The sequence below is a fragment of the Belnapia rosea genome (assembly GCF_900101615.1).
Classification (GTDB): domain Bacteria; phylum Pseudomonadota; class Alphaproteobacteria; order Acetobacterales; family Acetobacteraceae; genus Belnapia; species Belnapia rosea.
The window spans coordinates 147,678-169,921 of the sequence record NZ_FMZX01000004.1 but is presented as its reverse complement, the minus strand read 5'-3'; the positions used below and the strand labels follow the sequence as shown (position 1 = coordinate 169,921).

Annotated in this window: 22 protein-coding genes; 7 read left to right on the top strand and 15 right to left on the bottom strand. The window is 72.0% G+C overall.

The features are described 5' to 3' along the window. Nucleotides 1–29: 29 nt before the first annotated feature. Together BLR02_RS11220 and pdxR are read right to left on the bottom strand one after the other, a co-directional pair. Nucleotides 30–1,262, bottom strand: a complete 1,233-nt coding sequence (locus BLR02_RS11220) for a multidrug effflux MFS transporter (protein WP_090568099.1) — start codon at nt 1,260–1,262, stop codon at nt 30–32. Nucleotides 1,263–1,314: 52 nt separating this feature from the next. Then, nucleotides 1,315–2,727, bottom strand: a complete 1,413-nt coding sequence (gene pdxR, locus BLR02_RS11215; protein ID WP_090663116.1) for a MocR-like pyridoxine biosynthesis transcription factor PdxR — start codon at nt 2,725–2,727, stop codon at nt 1,315–1,317. A gap of 95 nt (nt 2,728–2,822) precedes the next feature. On the opposite strand from pdxR, the gene BLR02_RS11210 reads away from it, so the two are divergent. Beyond that, nucleotides 2,823–3,548: a pyridoxamine 5'-phosphate oxidase family protein gene (locus BLR02_RS11210; protein WP_090568094.1), complete on the top strand. Its 726-nt coding sequence runs from the start codon at nt 2,823–2,825 to the stop codon at nt 3,546–3,548. After that, nucleotides 3,523–4,941 (top strand): amidase family protein, encoded by a 1,419-nt coding sequence (locus BLR02_RS11205; RefSeq protein WP_090568090.1) that lies wholly within the window; start codon nt 3,523–3,525, stop codon nt 4,939–4,941. The genes BLR02_RS11210 and BLR02_RS11205 overlap by 26 nt, the downstream gene beginning before the upstream one ends. Before the next feature lie 96 nt (nt 4,942–5,037). Here the strand turns inward: BLR02_RS11205 and BLR02_RS11200 are convergent, their stop codons facing one another. The 3 genes from BLR02_RS11200 to BLR02_RS11190 are packed head-to-tail and all read right to left on the bottom strand — an operon-like array spanning nt 5,038 to nt 8,592. Next, a complete protein-coding gene (locus BLR02_RS11200; RefSeq protein WP_090663114.1) occupies nt 5,038–6,621 on the bottom strand; it encodes an ABC transporter substrate-binding protein in 1,584 nt (527 codons plus the stop codon). Between the two features lie 53 nt (nt 6,622–6,674). After that, nucleotides 6,675–7,535 (bottom strand): TIGR01459 family HAD-type hydrolase, encoded by an 861-nt coding sequence (locus BLR02_RS11195; protein ID WP_090663109.1) that lies wholly within the window; start codon nt 7,533–7,535, stop codon nt 6,675–6,677. 13 nt (nt 7,536–7,548) lie between these two features. Next, nucleotides 7,549–8,592: a quinone-dependent dihydroorotate dehydrogenase gene (locus BLR02_RS11190; RefSeq protein WP_090663107.1), complete on the bottom strand. Its 1,044-nt coding sequence runs from the start codon at nt 8,590–8,592 to the stop codon at nt 7,549–7,551. Between the two features lie 102 nt (nt 8,593–8,694). Between BLR02_RS11190 and BLR02_RS11185 the strand changes: the two genes are divergently transcribed. Then, the gene (locus tag BLR02_RS11185; protein WP_176849511.1) at nt 8,695–9,657 is read left to right on the top strand and encodes a DMT family transporter; all 963 of its coding nucleotides are present in this window, start codon (nt 8,695–8,697) and stop codon (nt 9,655–9,657) included. Here BLR02_RS11185 and BLR02_RS11180 read toward each other — a convergent pair. From BLR02_RS11180 to BLR02_RS11140, 9 genes are all read right to left on the bottom strand, one after another. Next, complete coding sequence (locus tag BLR02_RS11180; protein WP_090663105.1) at nt 9,564–9,914, bottom strand: DUF952 domain-containing protein; 351 nt, start codon at nt 9,912–9,914, stop codon at nt 9,564–9,566. The genes BLR02_RS11185 and BLR02_RS11180 overlap by 94 nt on opposite strands. Before the next feature lie 26 nt (nt 9,915–9,940). Then, entirely contained in the window at nt 9,941–10,639 is a 699-nt protein-coding gene (locus tag BLR02_RS11175) for a M48 family metallopeptidase (RefSeq protein ID WP_090568335.1), read from the bottom strand. Between the two features lie 55 nt (nt 10,640–10,694). Continuing rightward, entirely contained in the window at nt 10,695–10,997 is a 303-nt protein-coding gene (locus BLR02_RS11170; RefSeq protein ID WP_245704738.1) for a cupin domain-containing protein, read from the bottom strand. 8 nt (nt 10,998–11,005) lie between these two features. Next, on the bottom strand, nt 11,006–11,944 hold the full coding sequence (locus BLR02_RS11165) for a dihydrodipicolinate synthase family protein (protein WP_176849510.1): 939 nt from the start codon (nt 11,942–11,944) through the stop codon (nt 11,006–11,008). After that, nucleotides 11,941–12,420 carry a YcgN family cysteine cluster protein gene (locus tag BLR02_RS11160; protein WP_176849509.1) on the bottom strand — a complete coding sequence of 160 codons (480 nt, stop codon included), beginning with the start codon at nt 12,418–12,420 and terminating at the stop codon, nt 11,941–11,943. The genes BLR02_RS11165 and BLR02_RS11160 overlap by 4 nt, the downstream gene beginning before the upstream one ends. Before the next feature lie 39 nt (nt 12,421–12,459). Continuing rightward, nucleotides 12,460–13,569: a glycosyltransferase family 4 protein gene (locus BLR02_RS11155; RefSeq protein ID WP_090663103.1), complete on the bottom strand. Its 1,110-nt coding sequence runs from the start codon at nt 13,567–13,569 to the stop codon at nt 12,460–12,462. 21 nt (nt 13,570–13,590) lie between these two features. Next, nucleotides 13,591–15,246, bottom strand: coding sequence for a heparinase II/III family protein (locus BLR02_RS11150; protein ID WP_176849508.1), 1,656 nt, complete (start codon nt 15,244–15,246; stop codon nt 13,591–13,593). Next, on the bottom strand, nt 15,246–15,926 hold the full coding sequence (gene rpe, locus BLR02_RS11145; RefSeq protein ID WP_090568064.1) for a ribulose-phosphate 3-epimerase: 681 nt from the start codon (nt 15,924–15,926) through the stop codon (nt 15,246–15,248). The genes BLR02_RS11150 and rpe overlap by 1 nt, the downstream gene beginning before the upstream one ends. Before the next feature lie 121 nt (nt 15,927–16,047). Further along, nucleotides 16,048–17,292 (bottom strand): RsmB/NOP family class I SAM-dependent RNA methyltransferase, encoded by a 1,245-nt coding sequence (locus tag BLR02_RS11140; RefSeq protein WP_090663101.1) that lies wholly within the window; start codon nt 17,290–17,292, stop codon nt 16,048–16,050. A gap of 48 nt (nt 17,293–17,340) precedes the next feature. Here BLR02_RS11140 and BLR02_RS11135 point away from each other — a divergent pair, with 48 nt between their 5' ends. The 4 genes from BLR02_RS11135 (at nt 17,341) to rsgA (ending at nt 21,405) form a co-directional block, all read left to right on the top strand. Next, nucleotides 17,341–19,029, top strand: coding sequence for an ArnT family glycosyltransferase (locus BLR02_RS11135; RefSeq protein ID WP_090663099.1), 1,689 nt, complete (start codon nt 17,341–17,343; stop codon nt 19,027–19,029). Next, entirely contained in the window at nt 19,026–19,625 is a 600-nt protein-coding gene (locus BLR02_RS11130) for a DedA family protein (RefSeq protein WP_090568055.1), read from the top strand. The genes BLR02_RS11135 and BLR02_RS11130 overlap by 4 nt, the downstream gene beginning before the upstream one ends. 227 nt (nt 19,626–19,852) lie before the next feature. Next, complete coding sequence (locus tag BLR02_RS29445) at nt 19,853–19,993, top strand: hypothetical protein (protein ID WP_176849507.1); 141 nt, start codon at nt 19,853–19,855, stop codon at nt 19,991–19,993. Nucleotides 19,994–20,322: 329 nt separating this feature from the next. Beyond that, the gene (gene rsgA, locus BLR02_RS11125) at nt 20,323–21,405 is read left to right on the top strand and encodes a ribosome small subunit-dependent GTPase A (RefSeq protein ID WP_218127915.1); all 1,083 of its coding nucleotides are present in this window, start codon (nt 20,323–20,325) and stop codon (nt 21,403–21,405) included. Nucleotides 21,406–21,615: 210 nt separating this feature from the next. Here the strand turns inward: rsgA and BLR02_RS11120 are convergent, their stop codons facing one another. Continuing rightward, nucleotides 21,616–22,200 (bottom strand): DNA/RNA non-specific endonuclease, encoded by a 585-nt coding sequence (locus BLR02_RS11120; RefSeq protein WP_090663095.1) that lies wholly within the window; start codon nt 22,198–22,200, stop codon nt 21,616–21,618. Between the last annotated feature and the right edge of the window lie 44 nt (nt 22,201–22,244).

The window sequence follows — 22,244 nt, the reverse complement described above, 5'->3', positions numbered from 1 at the left end:
CCGGGCCCGACCCGGCCATCCGGCGCCGCTCAGGCCTTCAGGCGCCGCGAGGCCAGTAGCGCCCAGAGCGTCGCCAGGGCCGAGACCAGCATCCAGAAACCCGTCGCCAGCCCCCATCCCGTCTCGGTCATGCCGCAGAGCACCGTCATCAGCGCGCCGCAGCCCATCTGCGCCGCGCCGATGAAGCCCGAGGCGGTGCCCGCCAGGTTGGGCCGCACGCTGATGGCGCAGGCGATGGCATTGGGCTGGGTCATGCCGTTGCCGAAGGCCGAGACCGCCATGGGCAGGAACATCAGCGCGATATGCCCGGGCACCAGCAGCGGCAGCAGCACCGCGAGCAGCCCGCCCGTCACCATCACGCCGGTGCCGAGTGCCATCATCCGCGCCATGCCGACCCGCCCGGTCAGCCGCGCCGCGATGAAGGTGCCGGAGCTCCAGGCGAAGGGCGTCGTCATCATCGCCACGGCATAGGCGGTCGAGCTGTAGCCAAGCCCCTTGATGACGACGAGCGGCGCGCCCCCGGCGAAGGCGAAGAACATCCCCGTGGCGAAGGCCGTGATGCCGCAATAGGCGCGGAAGGCCGGCAGCCTGAGCAGCGACGCATAGGCGCCGAGCATCCCGGCGAGGCCCGGCAGCGGCGCCGGCTCGGCCAGCGTCTCCGGCAGGCGAAGGCGGATCGCGGCCAGCAGCGGCAGGCCGAAGACAAGGCAGGCGAGCATCGGCGCGCGCCAGCCGAATTCGGTCTCGAGCAGGCTGCCGAGCAGCGGCGCGATCATCGGCGCGACCGCCATCGCCGTACTGACGATGCCGAGCCGGCTTGCCGCCTCCTCCCGCGGATAGGCGTCGCGGATCATCGCGCGGCCCAGCACCAGCCCGGCGCAACCGCCCACCGCCTGCACCACCCGCGCCAGAATCAGCCCATGGATGGAGGGCGCCAGCGCCGCGCCCAGGCTGCCCAGGCAATAGAGCACCAGCCCGCCCAGCAGCAGCGGCTTCCGCCCGTAGCGGTCGGAAAGCGGCCCATAGATGAGCTGCGCCACCGCCACCCCCGCCAGATAGAGCGTCAGCGTCAGCTGGGCCGTGCCGTAGCTGGACGACAGCGCCTCCGCCAGCGCCGGCAGGCTGGGGATGAGGATCTGCATGGTGAAGGGGCCGATGCCCGTCATCGCCACCAGCAGCAGCATGGATGGCTTCAGGCGCGCCGGCGGCGACAGGGTGGCGGCGGGAGGAGGGTCGCCCTCCGGGATGTCACGCGGACTCACCCGCTGCTTCTAGGCGGCACCGGCCTGGCTGCCCAGACAGGTAGGCGCATAATTACGCCATCGCCAGGGCCAGCTCCCGCGCCGCCCAGCGCAGCGCCCCCGGCTCATGCCCCGAGAAGCCGAGCATCAGCGCCTGGACCGGCGGCGCCGCCAGGAACATCGGGCTCACCGGCCGGGCGATGATCCCGCGCCGCGCCGCCGCCGCCGCCACCGCGGTGTCGAGGAGGCCAGGGCGGAGCCGGGCGAGCAGCTTCATCCCCTGGTCCGGCACCTCGACCTCCAGCCGCCCCGGCAGGTGCTCGCGCAGCGCCGCCACCAGCGCGTCCCGCGTGCCGCGGTAGTGCTGACGCATCCGCCGCAGGTGCTGGGCGAAATGCCCCTCCTCGATGAAGTCGGTGACGACGCCCTCCTGCAGGGCGGCCGGGTGCCAGTCGCTCAGCAGCCGGGTCGAGAGCACACCCTCCAGCAAGGCCGGCGGCAGCACCGCATAGCCGAGCCGCAGCCCGGGGAAGAGCACCTTGCTGAAGGTGCCGACATAGATGACCCGCCCCGCCTCATCCACGCCCTGGAGAGAGGCGAGCGGCCGCCCGGCATAGCGGAACTCGCTGTCGTAATCATCCTCCAGCACCCAGGCGCCGGCCCGTCTCGCCCAGGCCAGCAGCTCGAGCCGCCGCGCCATCGAGAGCACCACGCCAAGCGGATATTGCGAGGAGGGCGTGACATAGGCGAGCCGTGCCTCCGGCGCCGCGGCGATGCCGCTCCCCACATCCATCCCCTGCCCATCGACCGGGACGGGGACGATGCGCGCCCCCGCCGCTTCCAGCGCCGCCCGCACCGCCGGATAGCCGGGATCCTCCATCCAGGCCGCATCGCCCGGCCGCAGCAGCACGCGCAGCACCAGGTCGATCGCCTGCTGGGCCCCGGCCGTCACCACCACCTGCTCCGGCTCGCACCGCACCGCCCGTGCCGCGCGCAGGTAGCGGGCCACCGCCCCGCGCAGCGCCGCCGAGCCGCGCGGGTCGGCATAGCCGAGCAGCGCGGGGTCCGGCCGCTGCAGCCGCCGCGCCGTCAGCCCGCGCCAGACCTGCAGCGTCCGGTCGTCCAGCGTGCAGCGGCCGGTGTTGAAGGGCGCCGCGCCATAGAGCCCGGCATGCGGCACCACCGGCGCCGGCGCCGGCGCGGCCGGGGGCGGCAGCTCCAGCGGCTCCGGCAGGTCGCCTGCCACATAGCTGCCGGCGCCGACCCGTCCCTCGATGAAACCCTCGGCCAATAGCTGCTCATAGGCCGCCACCACGGAATTGCGGGCGATCCCGAGCCGCGCCGCCAGCGCCCGGGTCGGTGGCAGCCGCCCGCCCGCCGGAATGGCGCCGGAGAGGATCGCCCGGCGCAGCGCCAGATAGACCTGGCGCAGCACCGGCTCCGGGCTGGCGCGATCGATCGGGATCAGCAGCAGGTCGGCTTCCATGGCGATTGGTCCAGCCTCGGGGCACAAGATTGGCCCTCACGCCGGACCAATCGAGCCTGTCATATGAACCCGTCGCCCCATGCGAGAGAAGCCCCATGTCAGAGACCGCCTATCCCGTCACGCCCCGCAACCGGGTGAAGCGCCTGCATGAGCGCGGCCGCTACGACCACGAGACGGTGCACGCCATCCTCGATGCGGCGATGATCTGCCACATCGCCTATGTCATCGATGGCCAGCCCTACTGCACCCCGACCGCCTTCTGGCGCGAGGGCAACCACCTCTACTGGCACGGCTCCTCGGCCAGCCGGATGCTGCGCGTCCAGAAGCCGGGCATCCCGGTCTGCCTGACGGTGACGCATCTCGACAGCCTCGTCCTCGCCCGCTGCGGCTTCAACCACTCGGTCGACTACCGCTCCGCCATGTGCTTCGGCACCGCGCATATCGTCGAGGACCTGGAGGAGAAGTCGAAGGCGCTCGATATCATGATCGACCGCTTCTACCCCGGCCGGAATGCCGAGCTCCGCCCCAGCACCACGCAGGAGCTGAAGGCGACCATGGTCATCGGCATGACCATCGAGGAAGCCAGCGGGAAGATCCGCGCCAAGGGCGTCGGCGACGAGGAGGAGGATTATGCCCTCCCCATCTACGCCGCCCGCTTCCCGGTGACCCAGGTGATCGGCGCCGCCGAGCCCTGCCCCCGCATGCCGGAGGGCGTCCCCACCCCGCCCGGTTTGGCAGGCTTCACGCCTGGTCGTAGGCTCGACGAGATCATGACCGAGAGCTACCGGACGACCTATGGCACAGGACACGGCGACGACTGACCTGGCGACCGCCTCGGCGGTCAATATGGCGGCGATGGTGCGCGAGCGGCGCGCCTCGCCCGTCGAGATCACCGAGGCCGTGCTGGCCCGCATCGCCGCGAAGGAGCCGGGGCTGAACGCCTTCGTCGCCCTCGATGCCGAGGGCGCCCGCGCCGCCGCGCGGGAGGCCGAGGCCGCCGTAATGCGGGGGGCCACGCTCGGCCCGCTGCATGGCGTGCCCGTCACCATCAAGGACATCCAGGCGGTGCGCGGCCTGCCGACCCGGCGCGGCTCCCGCCTATCCGACGCCACCCCGGCCACCGGGGACGCGCCGCTGGTCGCCCGGCTGCGCGAGGCCGGTGCCATCATCCTCGGCAAGACCACCAGCACCGAGAATGGCTGGACCGCCGTCAGCCACAACCCGCTGACGGGGGCGACGCACAACCCCTGGGCCCATGGCATGACCGCCGGCGGCTCCTCCTCGGGCGCCGCGGCGCTGGCCGGCGCCGGCTGCGGCCCGCTGCATCTCGGCACCGACGGCGCCGGCTCCATCCGCCTGCCGGCGCATTTCTGCGGCGCGGTCGGCTTCAAGCCGACCTATGGCCGGGTGCCCTATGTGCCGGTGCCGAACAACGGCGCCCTCTCCCATGCCGGGCCGATCACCCGCAGCGCCGAGGATGCGGCGCTGATGTTCTCCGTCCTCGCCGGGCCGCATCCGCTCGACCACACCACCCTGCCGGACCGCTTCGCCCCGGAGGTGGAGCCGGGCGGGCTGCGCGGCCTCCGCATCGCCTACAGCCCCGATCTCGGCCATGCCCGGGTCGACCCCGAGGTGGCCGCGCTGGTGGCCGAGGCGGTCCGCGCCCTGGAGGCGGCCGGCGCCACGGTCGAGCAGGTGACGCCGCCCTGGGGCCCGGAAGGCCCGGCGCTGGAGCGCGACCTCTGGGGCGGCGCCATGCGCCCCTTCCTCGCCCCCGATGCCGCCGCCGCGGCGGAGATGGACCCCGGCCTCGTCGCCTGCACCGAGGCCTATCGCGGCTTCAGCTTCATGCAGGCCCATGCCGCGCAGACCCGGCGCTTCGCCTATGCCGCGGCGGTGAATGCCTGGTTCGGCGAGGCCGGATTCGACCTGCTGGCGACACCCGCCGCCTCGGTCGCCGCCTTCCCGGTCGGGCTGCAGCGCCCGCCGCACTGGCCGCCGCATGACTGGGACTGGCTGGTCTGGGCGGAATTCTCCTACCCCTTCAACCTCTCCCACGGCCCGGCCATCTCGGTGCCCTGCGGCGTGACGGAGGCGGGGCTGCCGGTCGGGCTGCAGCTCGCCGGACCACGCCTAGCTGATGCGCTGGTGCTCCGGGCCGGGGCGGGCTTCCTGGCCGCCCAACCCTTCACGGTGCGGCCGGCCAAGGCCTGATCCGGCCCCGCTCGACCGACATTCAGTCGGGGACAATACCGGACGGAAGCCCCGCGCTTCCGTCCGCGCCCTCGACCGTGATAGGGCCGCGGTGCCTCAGCCCCGCCTGACGTTCCAGAACAGCGGCAGCCCCTTCAGCAGGCCGGAGACATCCTCGCGGTAGGCGGTCGGCTGGTAGAACTGGCCGAGCGGCACATAGGGCACATCGAGGAAGGCCTGGCGCTGCATCCGGCGGCCGATATCCCGCCGCACCGCCTCGTCGGTCGAGCGCAGCCATTCATCCCGCATCGCCTCGAGCTCCGGGCTGGTGGACCAGCCGAAAGTCGCGGTCAGGCCGCTGCCGCGGATGAAGTTGTGCGCCGCCGGGTTGAACTGGTTCACCCCCGCCGTGTAGGTGCAGAAGGCGTTGTAGCCGCCCCGCTCGGGCAGCTCGCGGTTGGCCTGCCGCCGCAGCGCGCTGCCCCAGTCCATCGCCACGTAGTCGAGCTTCATCCCGAGCTTGCGGAAGACGTCGCCCACCACCTCGCTCATCGCGTTGATGGCGGGGAAGTCGGTCGGCGCCATCAGCAGCACCGTCTCGCCCTTGTAGCCGGCCGCCTCCAGCGCCCGGCGCGAGGCGGCGATGTCGCGCGGGCCGCCCAGCGCCGCCATGCCCTCGTCGCTCGCCATGACCGATCCTGGTGCGAAGAAGCCGACGCCGTCCCGCCACAGCGCGCGGTCATTGCCGGCGACGGCGGTCATCACATCCTCCTGGCTGATCGCGCCCAGCACCGCGCGGCGGACGCCTGGGTTGTCGAAGGGCGGATGCAGGTGGTTGAAGCGGAGCATGGCGATCGCCCCGGTCGGGTCGAGCGTCTCCACCTTGATGCCGCGGCCGCGCTGCAGCGTCGGCAGCAGGTCGGTCGTCGGCTGCTCCCACCAGTCGATCTCGCCACGGCGCAGCGCGGCGGCGGCCGTGGTGGCATCCGGCAGCGTCAGCCATTCCACCCGGTCGAGATAGGCACGCTTCGGCCCGGCCAGCAGGCTCGGCGTGCCCTCGGGGCGCGGCACGTAGCCCTCGAACTTCGTGTAGACCGCCCGCGAGCCGGGGACGCGCTCACTGGCGGCGAAGCGGAAGGGGCCACTGCCAACCATCTCCGGGACCGGCATCGCCGCATCCAGGCTCGCCAGCCGCTCCGGCATGATGAAGGCGACATTGGCGCCGACCTTGCCCAGCGCATCCGGCAGCAGCGGGAAGGGCCGCTTCAGCCGCCAGCGGATCTCCCGGTCGGAGGGAGCGGTGATCTCCTCGACCGCCGCCATCAGGGCAAGGCCGAAGCTGTCCCGCTGCCCCCAGCGCTTCACGCTCGCCACCGCATCCCGCGCCCGCACCGGCTCCCCATCATGGAAGCGGAGGCCCTCGCGCAGCGTCATCGTCCAGGTCAGCCCGTCATCCTCGACGACATGGCCCTCCACCATCTGCGGCTGCGCCCGGTACTGCTCGTCCCAGCCATAGAGCGTGTCGAAGACGAGGAAGGCGTGGTTGCGGGTGACGAAGCCCGTGGTGACGATGGGGTCGAGGATGGCGATGTCGGCCTGCGGGGCGAAGCGCAGCAGCTTCGCGCCACCCTGCGCGCCGGCCAGCCGCGGCGCGGCGAGGGTGAGGGCCGAAGCCTGAAGGAGCCTGCGCCGATCTATCATTCCTGACCTCCCGCTGCCGATCGCGGGCAGCATAGGCCGGAATGGAAGGCGCGCTACCAGCGCAGGGCGCGGATGGCGGCGATCGGGTCCACGCCCTCGTCCAGTGCCACCCGGCGCAGCCGCTCCGGATCCGGGTTCGCGCCATGGGCGTGGGCGGCGAGGCCGGTCATCGCCCAAAGCGCGTCCATCCCCGCCGCCTGGGCACCGGCCAGGTCGGTATGCGGCGTATCGCCGATCGCCAGCACGCGGCTGCGGTCGGCGAGGCCGAGCAGCTCCATCACCGGGTCGTAGACGGCCGGGTCCGGCTTGCCGACCTCGAAGACCGGGCAGCCGAGCCCGAGATAGATATCGGCCAGCGCGCCGGCGCAGATCAGCCGGTCCTCGCCCACCATCACGAAGCGGTCCGGGTTGACGCAGACCATCGGCAGGCGATGGGCGGCGGCGGCCTCGAGCGCCGGGCGATAGGGCGCCGGGTCGCCTGAGCCGCGCTCCGGGTCGGGGCCGGTGTTGAGCAGGAAATCGGCATCGGCCGCGCTGTCCACCACCTCGGCGACGCCCTCCTCGATCACCGAGAGATCCCGCTCCGGCCCGATATGGAAGGCCCGCCGGCCGAGCGGCGCGAAGAAGGGATGCCGCCGCTCCTTCAGCATCCGCCAGGCGATCTCGCCCGAGGACATGATGCCGTCATAGAGCGCGCGATCGAGCGACATGCGGTCCAGCATGCCCTGGACGAACCAGGCGCGGCGCGGCGCATTGGTCAGGAAGACGACGCGCTTGCCCCGCGCCTTCAGCTGCGCCAGCGCCTCCGGCACGCCGGGATAGAGCTGCTGGCCGTTATGCACCACGCCCCAGAGGTCGAGCACATAGCCGTCATAGCGGTCCGCCAGCGGCGCGATGCCGTCCAGGATGTCCATGGCTCTCTTTCCTTCAGGCTGCGGTGCCGACCGCCTCGGCGACGCTGGCGAAACCCTCCCGCCGCAGCAGCGCCGCGAGGTCCTGGAGGATGACGGGCACCAGCGCCGGCCCGGCATAGGCGAAGGCGGTGTAGAGCTGCACCAGGCTGGCGCCGGCCCTGATCTTCTCCAGCGCATCCGCCCCGCTGGCGACGCCGCCGACGCCGATCAGCACCAGCCGCCCCGCCGCGAGCCGGTGGCACTGCCGCAGCACCGCCGTCGCCCGCTCGCGCAGCGGCGCACCCGACAGCCCACCCGCCTCGCCGCGATGCGCCGACCGCAGCCCCGCCGGCCGGGCGATGGTGGTGTTGGAGACGATGAGCCCCGCCGCGCCCTGGGCCACGCAGGTCTCGATGACCGGGCCGAGCGCCTCGTCCGACAGGTCGGGGGCGATCTTGACCAGCACGGGCGGGCCCTCGATGGCGGCGATGCCGGCGAGGATCTGCGCCAGCCGCTCCTCCCCCTGCAGGTCGCGCAGGCCAGGGGTGTTGGGCGAGGAGACATTGACCGTGACGTAGTCGGCAAGCCCGGCCAGCGCGGCATAGAGCGCCGGATAGTCCCGCGCCGGGTCCGCCCCCTCCTTGTTCACGCCGATATTGGCGCCGAACACCGCCGGCAGGGGCCGCGGCAGCGCCCGCAGCCGCGCCAGATAGGCCTCCACCCCGCCATTGTTGAAACCCATCCGGTTGATGACGGCGGCATCCTCCGCCAGCCGGAACAGCCGCGGGCGCGGGTTGCCCGGCTGCGGCCGCGGCGTGACCGTGCCCGCCTCGACGAAGCCGAAGCCGAGCCGCATCAGCGGCAGCACCGCCACCGCATCCTTGTCGAACCCCGCCGCCAGGCCGAGCGGGTTGGCGAAGCGGAGGCCGAGCGCCCTGGTGGCGAGGATCGGGTCCGGCGCCGCCATGGCCCGGCCGGCGAGGCCGGCGGACAGGGCCCGGAGCGCCAGCCCATGCGCCGTCTCGGCATCGAGGCGGCGGAGCAGCGGCGTGGCGAGGGAGGCGAGGCGCGGGGTCATGGCGCCGCTGTGTGCCCGAGCCGGGCCGGGTTGGGAAGCGCGGTTGACGGCCCCGGCGCCGCCCGCGACAACCAGGGGGAGAAAGCCCGGGAGGAAATCGGCGTGAAGGGACCGGCATTCCTGCTGGCCGGCATTCTGTTGTTCGCCCTCAACGACGCGAACAGCAAGCTGCTCTCGGGACAATACGGCCTCGGTCAGGTGCTGCTGCTGCGCTACACCATGCTGCTGCCGGCCTTCCTGTTGGCGCGCCTGCTGATGCCCGGCTTCGGCGGGCCGATCGCCACCCGGCACCCCCGGCTCCAGGCAATCCGGGCCTGCACGATGATGGTCTCGGCCGGCGGCTTCTTCCTCGGCTTCCGCCACCTGCCGCTCGGCGAGGGCTATCTCGTCTTCTTCACCGCCCCCTTCCTCACCCTGGCCCTGGCCGCGCTGGTGCTGCGCGAGGCGGTGCCGCGCGCCGCCTGGGCCTGGTGCGCCATGGGATTCGCCGGGGTGCTGCTGGCGGTGGCGCCGAAGCTCGGCGGGGTGGAGGGGCCGCTTTCCGGCTACCTCATCATCCTGGTCTCGACCACGGCCTTCGCGGTGAACCAGACGCTGAACCGCAGGCTGCGCGGCGAGGCGGGCATGGCCGGGCTGGTGCTCTGGCCGAGCCTGCTCGGCCTCGCCCTGTTCGGCCCGATGGCGGCGCTCGCCTGGGTGCCGGGCCCGCCGCTCGACATGATGCGGATGCTGGCGAACGGGCTGCTGGCCGGTGGCGCCGTCCTCTGCACCGCCGCCGCCTTCCGCCATGCGGATGCGGCACGGCTCGCCCCCTGGGGCTTCGCCGCGCTGCCGGTCTCCGTCCTGCTCGACATCGCCTTCTGGGGCCGCTGGCCGGACCTGGCGCTGCTGCTCGGTGGTGCCGTCGTGGTCTTCGCCTGCGTGATGAGCGAGCGGGCGCGCCGCCGCGCCCTGCCGCAATCGATGCCGGCTCAGTCGATTCCGGCAGGAAACACATGGGCGCCATCGGCGCCGAGCGGCAGTGGCGTCACGGAGCGCACGGCGGAGAGCGGCAAGGCGCCGTAGAGATGCGGGAAGAGGCCAGGCCGACTGCCCGCCTTCTCCCAGCGCAGCGCCTCGCCGAGCCTCGCCACCACCGCCTCGACCAGCAGCAGGTCACTCTCCCCCGCGCGATGCCTGGCCGCGCTGGCACGGAGCTGAGCGGCGGTCGAGAAATGCAGGAAGCCGTCGCGCCGGTCATCGGCACTGCCGTGATAGGCGCCGGCCTCCGCCGCCACCTGCCAATCGGCGTGGCGGACCATGGTGTAGATGCTCTCGGTCATGGGCAGTCGGTCCGGTGGGTTTCTCGTCAGCCGACGCGCAGCAGCCCCGGCCCGTTCTCCTTGAGCCAGGCAACGGCGGCATGGCGCTGCGGCGCCAGCCGCTCCACCAGGGCCCAGAAATCCGGCGAATGGTTCATCTCGCCGAGATGCGCCACCTCATGCGCGACGACGTAATCCATCACCCACTCCGGCGCCATGACCAGCCGCCAGGAGAAGGCGAGCGTGCCGTCCGGCGCGCAGCTGCCCCAGCGGCTCTTGGTGTCCTTCAGCCGGATGCGCCGCGCCGCGAGGCCGAGCCGCGCCGCATGCCGCTCGACCAGCAGGCCGATCCGCGCCTGGGCCTCGCCCTGCAGGAAGGCCATGACCCGTGCCGGCACATCCGCATCGCCACCGAGCAGGATCGCCCCCGGCTCCAGCCAAGCCTCGCCCTCGCGCTGCGTCACGAGGCGCAGCACATGCGGCAGGCCGCCCAGCGGCAGCTCCGCCCCCGGCTGGAAGGGGATGTGCGGCGCCAGCGCCGCCAGCCGCTCGCGCACCCAGGCCGCATGCGTCGCCAGCAGCGCGACACCGGCCGGCCGCCCGGCACGCAGCGGCAGCGTCACCACCACCGCGCCGCTGCGCGCATCGATGCGCAGGCTCACGCGCCGCGCCCGGGCCGAGCGCCGCCACTGCACGGGACCGGGGAAGTCAGCCGCGTGCAGCGGGGAGTCGTCACCATCGTTCATCGAACCACATTGCGCAGCAAGCGGCAGCGGGTTCAACGCCTGACCTTCCTGCGTATCAACCCGGCACGGCCTTCAGCTCGGTCTCGACGAAGGACAGCGGCGCGGTGCCGCCATTGACGACGTTGTGCTCGACGCCGGCGCCGCGCGTGTAGGACATGCCCGCCTTCAGCTCCGCCGTCATCGTCTCGCCGCCCGGCAGCTCGACGAGCAGCGTGCCGTCATGCACCGGCACGACGACATAGAGCCAGCCATGCCGGTGCCAGCCCGTCTCCGCGCCGGGATTGAAATCCCAGCGCGTGACGCGGACATGCTCGTTGTCGATCTGCACGGTGCCCACCGCGGGTTCGCGGCACCGCATCGGCTCGCTCATTCGGCGGCGGCCTTCACGCCGAGCCCCGGCAGCGGCAAGGCACCCGCCGCCTGCCATGCCGCCCAGACCGCATCCGCCTGCGCCTTCCCGAGCTTGAGATGCGGCGGACGGATGGTGCGCCAGCCATCATCGCCCGTGCTGCGCGCGATGATCTCCCGCAGGCCCGGGATCAGCGGCGCGCTGGTCGCCGCCTTGCGCGTCGCGGTCAGCACCTGCTGCGCCGCATCCGCCTCCGCGCCGGTGCGCTTCGCATAGACGATACCGCCCCAATGGCTGTTCGCATTGCTCGCCGCGGTGATGCAGCCCGCGCCGCCCTCGGCGAGGATGCGCTGCACATACTCGTCCGAGCCGGAATAGACCTCGAACCCATCCTTGGCGAAGGCGTCGATCATCGCCTTCATATTGGCGTAGTCGCCGCTGCTGTCCTTCACGCCCTTCACCGCACCGGGAAAGGCCTTCAGCAGCCGGCCGATCAGGTCGAGGCTGAAGGGCACCGCCGATTGCTGCGGGAAGTGGTAGAGATAGATCGCGATGCCGCCGCCGACGCGCTGGATCACCTCGGAGAACCAGGCGAAGAGCCCGTCATCGCTCGGGTTCTTGTAGTAGAAGGGCGGCAGCACCAGCACGCCGCGGCAGCCCTGCGCCTTCGCGTGCAGCGTCAGCTCGACGGTATCGGTGAGCGAGGCGGTCCCCGTGCCCGGCATCATCGCCGAAGCCGGAATGCCGTTCTCGATCAACCCCTCGAGGATCTGCTTCCGCTCATGCAGGCCGAAGCTGTTCGCCTCGCCCGTGGTGCCGAGCACGCCGAGCCCGTTGCAGCCATTCGCCAGCAGCCACTTGGCATGCCCGGCCATCCGCGCCGGGTCGGGCGAGAGGTCAGGCGTCATCGCGGTCAGCACGGCGGCGTTCACGCCACCGAACAGGGCATCCTTCATGGCATATCTCCTTTCTTTCCGGGCAGCCGCGCACGGCGCGGCAGGCGTCCCGGCCATTCCACGACATGATCCTCGAGGGCACCGGCCTCGCGCTCCGTCACCGCACGGCCACGTACCGAAATCCCGGCCTCATGCACCGTCTCCGGCGAGCCGGAGACCAGCGGATGCCACCAGAGCAGGTCCCTGCCCTCCGCCACCAGCCGGTAGGCGCAGCTTGGCGGCAGCCAGTCGATCGCGGCGATCCGCGCCGGCGTCAGCTTCACGCAATCCGGCACATGCTGCTTCCGTTTCGCATAGTCGCCGCACCGGCAGCTCCCCGTATCGAGCAGCCGGCAGGCGACATTGGTGAAGACCACCTCCTCGGTGTCCTCGTCCCGCAATTTATGCAGGCAGCACCGGCCGCAGCCGTCGCAGAGGCTCTCCCATTCGGCCCGGCTCATCGCCTGGAGCGGCTTGGTCTTCCAGAAAGGCGGCATGTGATTCACCGGGACACCTTAGACCCTTGAGGCGCCGGGCTACAGCCCCAGCAGGTCGAGGCTTCGGCCAACCACCTTGGCCTCGTCGAACCGCTCGACGGCCCTGGCGCGCCCGGCCGCCCCCATCCGCGCCCTGAGCGCCGCATCGCCGGCCAGCCGCCCCAGCGCCTCGGCCAGCGGCGGGACGGTCGCCGGCGGCACCAGGAAGCCCGTCTCCCCCTCCACCACCATCTCGCGCGAGCCGCGGATGTCGGTCGCCACCACCGGCAGGCCGCAGAGCATCGCCTCGATGACCGACATCGGCAGCCCCTCGAAATGGCTCGGCAGGGTGAAGACATCCGCCGCCGCCATCACCCGCGCCACGTCGTGCCGGTAGCCGAGCCGCCGGATGCGCCCCGGCATCGCCGCCTCGGCGCGGGCGAACCACGGCTCCAGATCCTCGCCATGGTCGGTGGCCAGCCGCTCGCCCACCACCCAGAGGACGGCGCCCGGCACCGCCTCCATCGCCTGCAGCAGCTCGGGATACCCCTTGTGCCGCACCAGCCTGGAGACGGCGAGCACCACGCACTCCCCCTCCCCGGCACCGAGTTCCGCCCTGACCTCGGCCCGCGCCGCCGCATCCGGCCGAAACAGCGCCGGGTCCCGCCCGTTCAGCACCGGCGTCGCCCCCGGATGGATGCCGAGCCGCCGCGCATCCCCCGCCTCCTCCTCGCTGACGGTGAGGTAGGTACCGGTGATCCGCCCCGCCGCCCGCTCCAGCGCCAGCGCAAGTTCCCGCCGCCAGGCCGGGCCCGGCTGGTTGAACAGGAAGCCGTGGCAGGTATAGGCGATGCGCGGCACCCCGGCCGCCCGCGCCGCCGCCCGCGCCAGCAGGCCGCTGATCGGCATATGGGCATGCACCAGGTCGAAGCGCTCGGCCCGGAACACCCGGTGCAGCGCGGCAAGGCAGCGCGCCTGGGCCACCGGGTTCAGGCTGCGCGCCATGGGGATGGGGATGACGCGGAACCCCTCCGCCCGCGGCTGGTCCAGCAGCGGCCCCTCGGCGCAAAGCCCCACGACCTCATGCCCCCGCGCGCGGGCGCCCCGCATCAGCGGCAGCAGGAAGTGCCGCAGCGAGAAATCGACATTGGTGACTTCGGCGATCTTCAGGGGGCGATCCTCAGGGCGAGGTCAGGCTTCCGCCGCCTCGCCCGGCACCGCTGCCACCCGGCCGAGTGCCCATTGCACCGTATCCTGCCCGGCCTCGGTGGTGAGCACGATCTGGCTGTTCCGCCGCTGCTCGCCGCCCAGGTAGAGGCTCTCCTCGAGGCTCACCGCCGCCCCCTTGGCCCGCAGCCGCCAGCCCTGGCCCGAGGGCAGGCGCAGCAGCACCGCCTGGTCCTCCTCCTGCAGGCTGGCGGTGACGCCGGGATGCAGGTGGAAGCGCAGCACGAAGCTGGGCGGCTTCGCCCCCTGCTCCAGCATCTCGATGATGTCCTCGCCGCGCAGGTCGTCCCCCGTCTCGGCGAGGTAGAGCCGCCGCCGGTGCACCGCGCCGAAGGGCTTGCGCCAACCGTCATGGCTCGACTCGAGCCACTGCGCGCCGTTGGCCTCGTGCCGCTCCTGCTCGACGCGCTCCGGCCGCCGGCCGAGTCCATCCTCCTTCAGCTCGCTGCTGTTGGTATCGGCGAGGATCAGGGTGGAATGCGCCGCCGTCGCCCGCAGCGCATCCCGCCAGGCGCCCTCGGCCCCCGGCGCCGCGCCGCAATTGACGACCAGCCGGTCCCGCCCGACCGACATCTCGAAGGACAGGGTCCCGGCATGGGCGTAGCGGTCCGCCCCGCGCGGCAGGCCGGTGCCGGCATCCCGCGCCCGGGCCGGCGGCGGCGCCGCGGCATCGGCGATCACCAGGGTGCGCCCGGCCTGAAGCCGGTGGAAGCCGGTCTCCTCCAGCAGCATCGGCGCCCGGCCGCGGGCCTGGCCCTGGGTCAGCACCAGATCGACCAGCCCCGCCCCCTCCTCGCGCGTGCCGTTGAACTGGGCGAGCCCGCCATCGCCATGCCGGTAGAGGCGGAGCGCCTGCCCCGCCCGCTCCAGCACCGTCGCCAGCAGGGCCGGCGGGCTGATCCCCGCCCCATGCAGCAGGTTGCGGATCTCGATCAGGTCCTGCATCGCCAGCAGCTGCTGCGCCGGCGAGCGCTCGACATGCCCGCCATCGGGGTGGAATTGGCGCTCGAGCTCACCGGGCAGGAAGCGGAGCGCCCGGGTCATCCAGGCCTCCTCCTCCAGTGCCACGGCGGCGGCGATGGCGCCCTTCAGCGTGACCAGCGCGCCGCGATGCATCGCCTCGGCCGGCAGCGAGGCGACGACGCCCCGCGCATCCTGCGCCAGCCGCACCAGCAGCCGCTTGCGGAACCCGTCCTCCGCCGTCGCCGCCACGAAGTCCCAATGGCCGAGCCAGGCCGAGACCCGCGCCGCCGCCACATCCGGCGCCTGGGCCAGCTCCTCCTCGGCGCCCCGCCCGAGCCAATCCTCGGCCAGGTCCCGCGCCCGGGTCCGCGCCGCATCGGTGCCGAGGGCGCGCAGGTCGCGCAGCCAGGCGAAGCCATGCGCCGCCGCCCGCCAGGTGGCCGGCCCGGCCCTGTCGTCCCAGCCCGAGGCCGCCTCCGGCGCCGGGTCCAGCCGGTGGGTGGTGCCGAGATGCTCGAACTCCCCCCGCAGCAGCCGCGCTCCGCGATTCGCGTCGCCCGGCCAGAGATCGCGGAAGGCCCGCGCCGGGGCATCCGGCACCTTCACGGGGCGGAGGCCGGAGATAAAGCGCCGCGTACCGCGGATGATGTCGCGCATCAGGCAAGAACCTTGGGTCGGAGCGCCCGGATGGCCGCGGCATAGTCCGGCTTGCCGAAGACGGCGGTGCCGGCGATCAGCACATCCGCCCCGGCATCGATGCAAAGCGGCGCCGTCTCAGCCGTCACCCCGCCATCGACCTCGAGGTCGATCGGCTGGCCACCGGCGGCGACATGCGCGTCGATCATCCGCCGCAACGCCGCGATCTTGCCGAGCTGGCTGGTGAGGAAGGACTGCCCGCCGAAGCCTGGATTGACCGACATGACGAGGATGAGGTCGCAGAGGTCGAGCACGTTCTCCACCGCCGAGACCGGGGTCGCCGGGTTGAGCACCACGCCCGCCCGTCGCCCGAGCGCGCGGATGGTCTGCAGGCTTCGGTGCAGATGCGGCCCCGCCTCCGGGTGCAGGCTGATGATGTCGGCCCCCGCCGCGGCAAAGGCCTCGAGGTAGGAGTCGGCGGGCGCGATCATCAGATGCACGTCGAAGGGAATGGAGAGGTGCGGCCGGAGCGCCTTCACCACCACCGGGCCGAAGCTGATATTCGGCACGAAATGCCCATCCATGATGTCGAGGTGCAACCAATCCGCCCCCGCAGCGGCGACGCTGCGCGCCTCCTCACCGAGGCGGGCGAAATCGGCGGCAAGGAGGGAGGGGGCGATCCGGACAGGGCGGCTTGGCATCCCGGCGGTTCTAGCGGCGGCGGGAGGCAGCGGGCAAGGCGCCGTCACGCGCCGCAGCACGCAGGAATCGGCCCTAATTCACCATAAGTTGTGAATCGGTGCCATAATATGCGCCACAGGTTCACCCGCGCCGCCAGCGGGCGATGAAGAACCCATCCAACCCGCCCCGCCCGGCCCAGAGATCCGGCCGGGTCCGCACCGTTCCCGCCGCGGTGAGCGCCGCCTCCAGCCCTGGCAGCTCCTCCGGCCTCACCGGGTCGGCCACGAATCCCGCCGGCGCCGCATGCGCCTCGCCCTCTTCCTGCTGCAGCGAGCAGGTGGCGAGGACCAGCCGTCCGTCAGGCGCCACGCGCCGTGCCGCCGCCGCCAGCAGGGCCCGCTGCAGCTCGGCCATCGGCCCGACATCCCGCGCCCGCTTCAGATAGGGCACGTCCGGGTGCCGCCGGATCGTCCCGGTCGCGGTGCAGGGCGCATCGAGCAGCACGGCATCGAACACCGCCCCGCCGGCATCCCATTGCGTCGCATCCGCCTCCACCACCTCGGCCGAGAGCCGCAGCCGGGCGAGATTCTCCCGCAGCCGCGCCGCCCGCCGCGGCTCCCGCTCCACCGCCACCACCTGCCCGCCGGCCGCGGCCAGCTGCGCCGTCTTGCCGCCCGGCGCGGCGCAGAGGTCGAGCACCCGCTCACCTGGCCGGACATCCAGCAGCCGGGCCGGCAGCGCGGCGGCGGCGTCCTGCACCCAGAAGCCACCCTCGGCGAAGCCTGGCATCTCCGCGACCCGCGTCCCCGGCGGGTAGCGCCAGCTCCCGGTCGGCAGGGGCTCGCCGCCCTCCGGCGCGGCGGTGCCGGGCGCGAGCGACAGGTCGAGCGGCGCCTCCTCGCGATGCGCCGCGGCAATCGCCCGCACCGCCGGCCCATAGGCCGCATGCCAGGCCGACCAGAGCCAGGGCGGCGTATCCAGCCGCTCCGCATCCAGCCCCTCCAGCGCGGCCGACCCCGCCTCCGCCACCCGCCGCAGCACGGCATTGGCGAGGCCGGCGAAGGGCTTCGGCACCAGCGTCACCGAACTCGCCACCGCCGCATGCGCCGGCGTCCCGAGCAGCAGCAGCTCCGCCACACCCATCCGCAGCGCCTGGCGGACCTCGGAGGGCGGCTCCCGCCGCAGGAAGGGCTCCAGCACCGCATCCAGGCTGCCCGCCCGGCGCAGCACGGCGCCGGCGATCCGGTGCGCCGCGGCCTTGTCGCGCGGGGCGATGCCCTTGGGCAGCGCATCCAGCGCCTCCTCGAGCGAGCGGTGACGGGTCATCACCGCCTCCAGGAGGGAGAGCGCGGCGCGGCGGGTGGGGGAACCGAGATGGGAGGACATGAGAGCGGGTTTATGGCCCCCGTCCCCTCCGCATGCTAGTGCGCCCCCATGCATCTGTCGGCCCCCTCCAGCCCGGACCCCTCGCTCGGCCTCCTGCCGGATGCGCTGCAGCGCCGGCCGAAGCTGTTCCTGGCCCTGCTCTGCCTGCTGCTCTGGCTGCCCGGCTTCTTCACCCTGCCGGCGACCGACCGGGACGAGGCCCGCTTCGCCCAGGCCAGCCGGCAGATGGTCGAGAGCGGCGACCATGTCCGCATCCGCTTCGGCGAGGAGGAGCGCAACAAGAAGCCCGCCGGCATCCACTGGCTGCAATCCGCCTCGGTCCATGTGGTGGAGGCGACGCGGCTCGGCACGCGGGACATGATCTGGCCCTACCGCCTGCCGAGCCTCGCCGGCGCGCTGCTCGCGGTGCTCGCCACCTTCCATTGGGGCCGCGCCATGGTCGGGCGTCGGGCGGCGCTGCTCGGCGCGGCCATGCTCGCCTCCTGCCTCGTGCTGGTCGCCGAGACGCATATCGCCAAGACCGATGCCGCGCTGCTGGCGACCATCGCCGGCGCCATGGGCCTGTTCGGCCAGGCCTATCTCCGCCCCACCGCCTTCAGCGCCCGGCAGGCGGCGGGCTTCTGGCTGCTGCTGGGCCTAGGCATCCTGCTGAAGGGGCCGATCGGCCCGATGGTGCCGCTGCTCGCCGGCATCACCCTGGCGGTCAGCGACCGCGAGGCGTCCTGGCTGCGCGCGTTGCGGCCCGGCTGGGGCGTGCCCCTGATGCTCGCCGCCGCCGCCCCTTGGTTCATCGCCATCGGCATCGCGACGGAGGGCCGCTTCTTCCAGCAGGCGGTCGGCGGCGACATGCTGTCGAAGATCGGCTCCGGCGAGGAGAAGCACTGGGGCCCGCCCGGCTACTACCTGCTGACCTTCGGCATCGCCGCCTTCCCCGGCGCCTGGATCGTGCTCGCCGCCCTGCCCAATGCCTGGCACGACCGGCTCAACCCGCCGACCCGTTTCCTGCTCGCCTGGGTGGTACCGTCCTGGCTGGTCTTCGAGGCGGTGCAGACCAAGCTGCCGCACTATACCCTGCCGCTCTACCCGGCGCTGATGCTGCTCGGCGCCGCCTGGGCGATCAACCCGATGCGCAGCCCGCCGGGCCGCTGGTGGCGCTGGATCGGCATCGCCGGGCTGGTCGGCGTCGCCGCCGGGCTGGCTGGGCTGGCGCTGGGGGCGCCCTGGTATCTCGAGCGCCGCCTGCTGCCCGCCGGCCTGCTGGCCATCCCGGCGGCGGGCGTCCTCGTCTTCCTGCTGCTGCGCGCCGCCCGCCTCCGCGCCTGGGGCCGCGCCGGGCTGCTCGGCGCCCTGCTCGCCGTGCCGCTCTATGCCGCGGTGCTGGAGGGCGTCGCGCCCCATCTCACCCCGCTCTGGATCGCCCCGCGCCTCGCCGCCGCGGTCGAGGCCCGCGCGCCCGGCCTGCCCGCCGGCCACTTCGGCATCACCGGCCATTCGGAACCCTCGGTGCTCTTCGCCATCGGCCAGGATGTGCGCCTGCTCCGCACCGGCACCGATGCCGCCGAATTCCTCGCCGGCGGCCCGGGCCGCGTGGTCGCGGTCGGCGACCGTGCCGAGGCCGATTTCCGCCGCCGCGCCACCGGGCTGGCCCTGATGCCGGAGGAGATCGCCAGCGTCACCGGCTTCAACTACTCTCGCGGCCGTTGGGTCACCCTCCTGCTCTACAGGCTCGCATCATGATGGAATGGGCCTCGGGGCTCGTGGTCTCGGCCGGCCTTGCCGGCGTCTTCCTGCTGATGGTGGCGGAGAACCTGTTCCCGCCGATCCCCTCCGAGGTGATCATGCCGCTCGCCGGCTTCGCCGCCGCCCGCGGCCAGCTCTCGCTGGGCAGCGTGATCGCCGCCGGGATCGGCGGCTCGCTCCTCGGCAATGCCTTCTGGTACGAGGTGGCGCGCGCCTTCGGCGCCGAGCGCATGCGCCGCCTCGCCGACCGCTACGGCCGCTATGTCGGCCTGACGCGCGAAACCCTGCTGCGCGCCGAGGTGGCGCTTCGCCGCAACGGCGCCGCCGCGGTCTGCCTTGCCCGGATGATGCCCGGCATCCGTACCGGCATCTCCGTCCCGGCCGGCCTTATCCACCTTCCCCGCCCGGTCTTCTACGGCTTCACCGCCCTCGGCACCGGCATCTGGACCGGCGGCCTCGCCTGGGCCGGCTACGCGCTGGAGGACCGCTTCTACCTGATCGAGGACTGGGCCGGCCCGGTCGGCATCGGGCTGATGGTGCTGGTGTTCAGCGTGATCGCGCTGCGCATCCTGCGGGCGCGGCGGGCGGGCTAGGGCGAAAACCCAATCAGCGATGGCTGCTTCCGACCCTTTGCGGACCCTCTTGGCGACAGTTCGAACGGCCATGTCTGGCCGGAAGCGGACCGGCCGCTTCTGTCACCTGCGGTCCGGTGGGCCGGCCGCTCACGACCCCTGTGCAGACCTTTGGAGAAAGCTCCTATGATTAGCGATCGGGTAAGGCGGCTTCCGCAGCGACTTGGTCATACACCGGGAGCAAGTGCATGAACTTCGAGACCTGGATCGCTGAGATTGAGGCTGTCGTAACCTTCGATGTGGATGCGGAGCTATGGCGGAAGTATTTCGACGCAGGGCTGACGCCACTTCAGGCCATCGAACAGAACCGCGTCGATGAGGAAGTCTGACGCAGTCTTCTGAGCGATCCTGGACGGCTAAGGGCACGAAGCTGCCATGACCGAACCTGGCCGAAGCAGAACGGCGCCTTTCAGGCTGCCGCCGGAGTGAAGCTGCCTCTCGCCCGTTGGGATGTAGCGCCAACAGTAATTATGCTGAGGCAACCGACGGGGCTATTGTCCGGCGGGTCAACGCCAGTCCCTTAGCAGGGCATGGCGGCACGCCATCGTCGGCGCAATACACCCTTCTCGTGCAGTGCTGGGCTAATGACCGTCCGGGCCACATTTCAAAGGGACGGTTTGCCGCCCGGTCGGTGCTAGGGTGCCCATTCTGTGTGAGGGTGTCGCTTTTGATCGAACAGTATGGCTGGTGCGATGAGCTGCGGCTGGCATTTGAGCCCCATGCACGTGCCGGCTACCGTCCCGGGCGCATCATCGTCCAGCAGCGCGAAGCAAATCTGGTGGTTACGGATGTCGGCACCCTGAGCGCCAGACTTTCCGGACGCGTGCGGCACGAGGCTCGGGAGGCGGGCCATCCGGCCGCCGGCGACTGGGTGGCTTTGTCGGCAAACGTCGGCGAAGGTACTGCCACCATCCATGCCGTCCTGCCTCGCCGTACGGCCTTCGTGCGTCGGGCGGCCGACAGCGTGCAGACACTGCAGGTCATCGCCGCCAACATCGATGTCGTTTTCGTCGTGACCTCGATGAACGCCGATCTCAATCCGCGTCGGCTCGAGCGCTTCCTCGCGGCTGCCTGGCAGAGCGGTGCGCGGCCGGTGGTGGTGCTGACCAAGGCCGACCTGTGCGAGCAACCCGAAGGCCAGGCCGCCGAAATCGCCACCTTGGCGGCGGGCTGCCCGGTGCTCGTCGTTTCGGCACGCCAGGGCCTTGGCCTGGGCGGCCTGATGGATCACATCAAGCCGGGCGAGACCTGTGTGCTGATCGGCTCCTCCGGCGTGGGCAAATCCACTCTGGTGAATGCCCTGCTGGGCGAGGAGCGGATGGCGACCCAGGACATCCGCGCGACGGATGCCCGGGGGCGTCACACCACCAGCCATCGCCAACTCATCCTGCTCCCTGGCGGAGGGATGCTCCTCGACACGCCTGGCATCCGCGAAGTGGGCCTGATCGACGCTGATGCGGGTCTCAGCACGGTCTTCGACGACATCGAGCGCCTGGCCCAGAATTGCCGGTTTCGCGACTGCGGGCATACCACCGAACCCGGCTGTGCGGTACGCGACGCGCTGGACGGGGGCCGCCTCGACGCCGACCGCTGGGCGCATTTCCAGAAGCTGGGCCGGGAACTGGCAGCGTTGGATCTGACGAAAGACCGGACGGCGCAGGAGGTTGAACGCCGTCGCCTGGCTGCGCTGCAAAGAGCGTATCGGTCGTCGAAGAAAGATCTGCGAGACCCGAGCTTCTAAACTCTGCCGGCAATGAAGGCGTACGAAGGAGCACGGTACTGTCGATGTCCGCTCCCCACCCATCTCTGCCATTCCTGATTGAGTTTGAAGCATAGAGCGGTTTCCGTTCGCCATGGCTCATGGACGCCGCTCTAGCTTGTTGTTTTACAAGCAAATTACTCCGGTCAGATGATGCTGTCTGATCGGAGTTTGCTCTAGGCGCGCCGGCCATCAATTGGGGAAGACGTTGCCCCAGAAGCGGAAGGCCTCCGCCGGCGGCAGGGTGTAGATGCCGTATTCGAGCTCCGCCGGCGTCCAGCCCGACCCCCGGTAGATCGGCCGGATGAAGCAGAAGGTGCCGGGATTCGCGGCGGCATGGCGCTCCATGCGCCGCCACTCCCCGCCGCGGTTCACCGAGGCAAGCTGCGGGAACAGGTTGATGTCCGTCCCGCCTCCCATCGTATGGGCAAAGAAATGCCCGCGGTCGCGGCCCGGATAGGTCGCCGACCACACGCCGTTCAGGAAGCCCGCCATGCGGCCCGTATCGCGCGTCCCCGCCGGTTCGGCCTTCGACAGCCCCCAGACCGCGACCACCCGGTCCTCGGTTCCTGATCCCTTCGGCTGCAGGTCGAACATCGTGCTGACCACGCCGTTCTCGCCCTGCGTCCCGCCCTGGGTGACGGTCAGCAATTCGCCACCCGTGGCGGGGTAGCCCTCCGCCCATATCGGCGGCAGGACCTCGTTCAGATAGGCGATGACGGCGTCACGTCCGACCGGCTGCGCGGCACCCGCCGCGACCTTGCGGTAGACTTCCATGCCTGCCCTCCCGACAAGCGCCCCGAGCCGGCGGCGTGACCCCG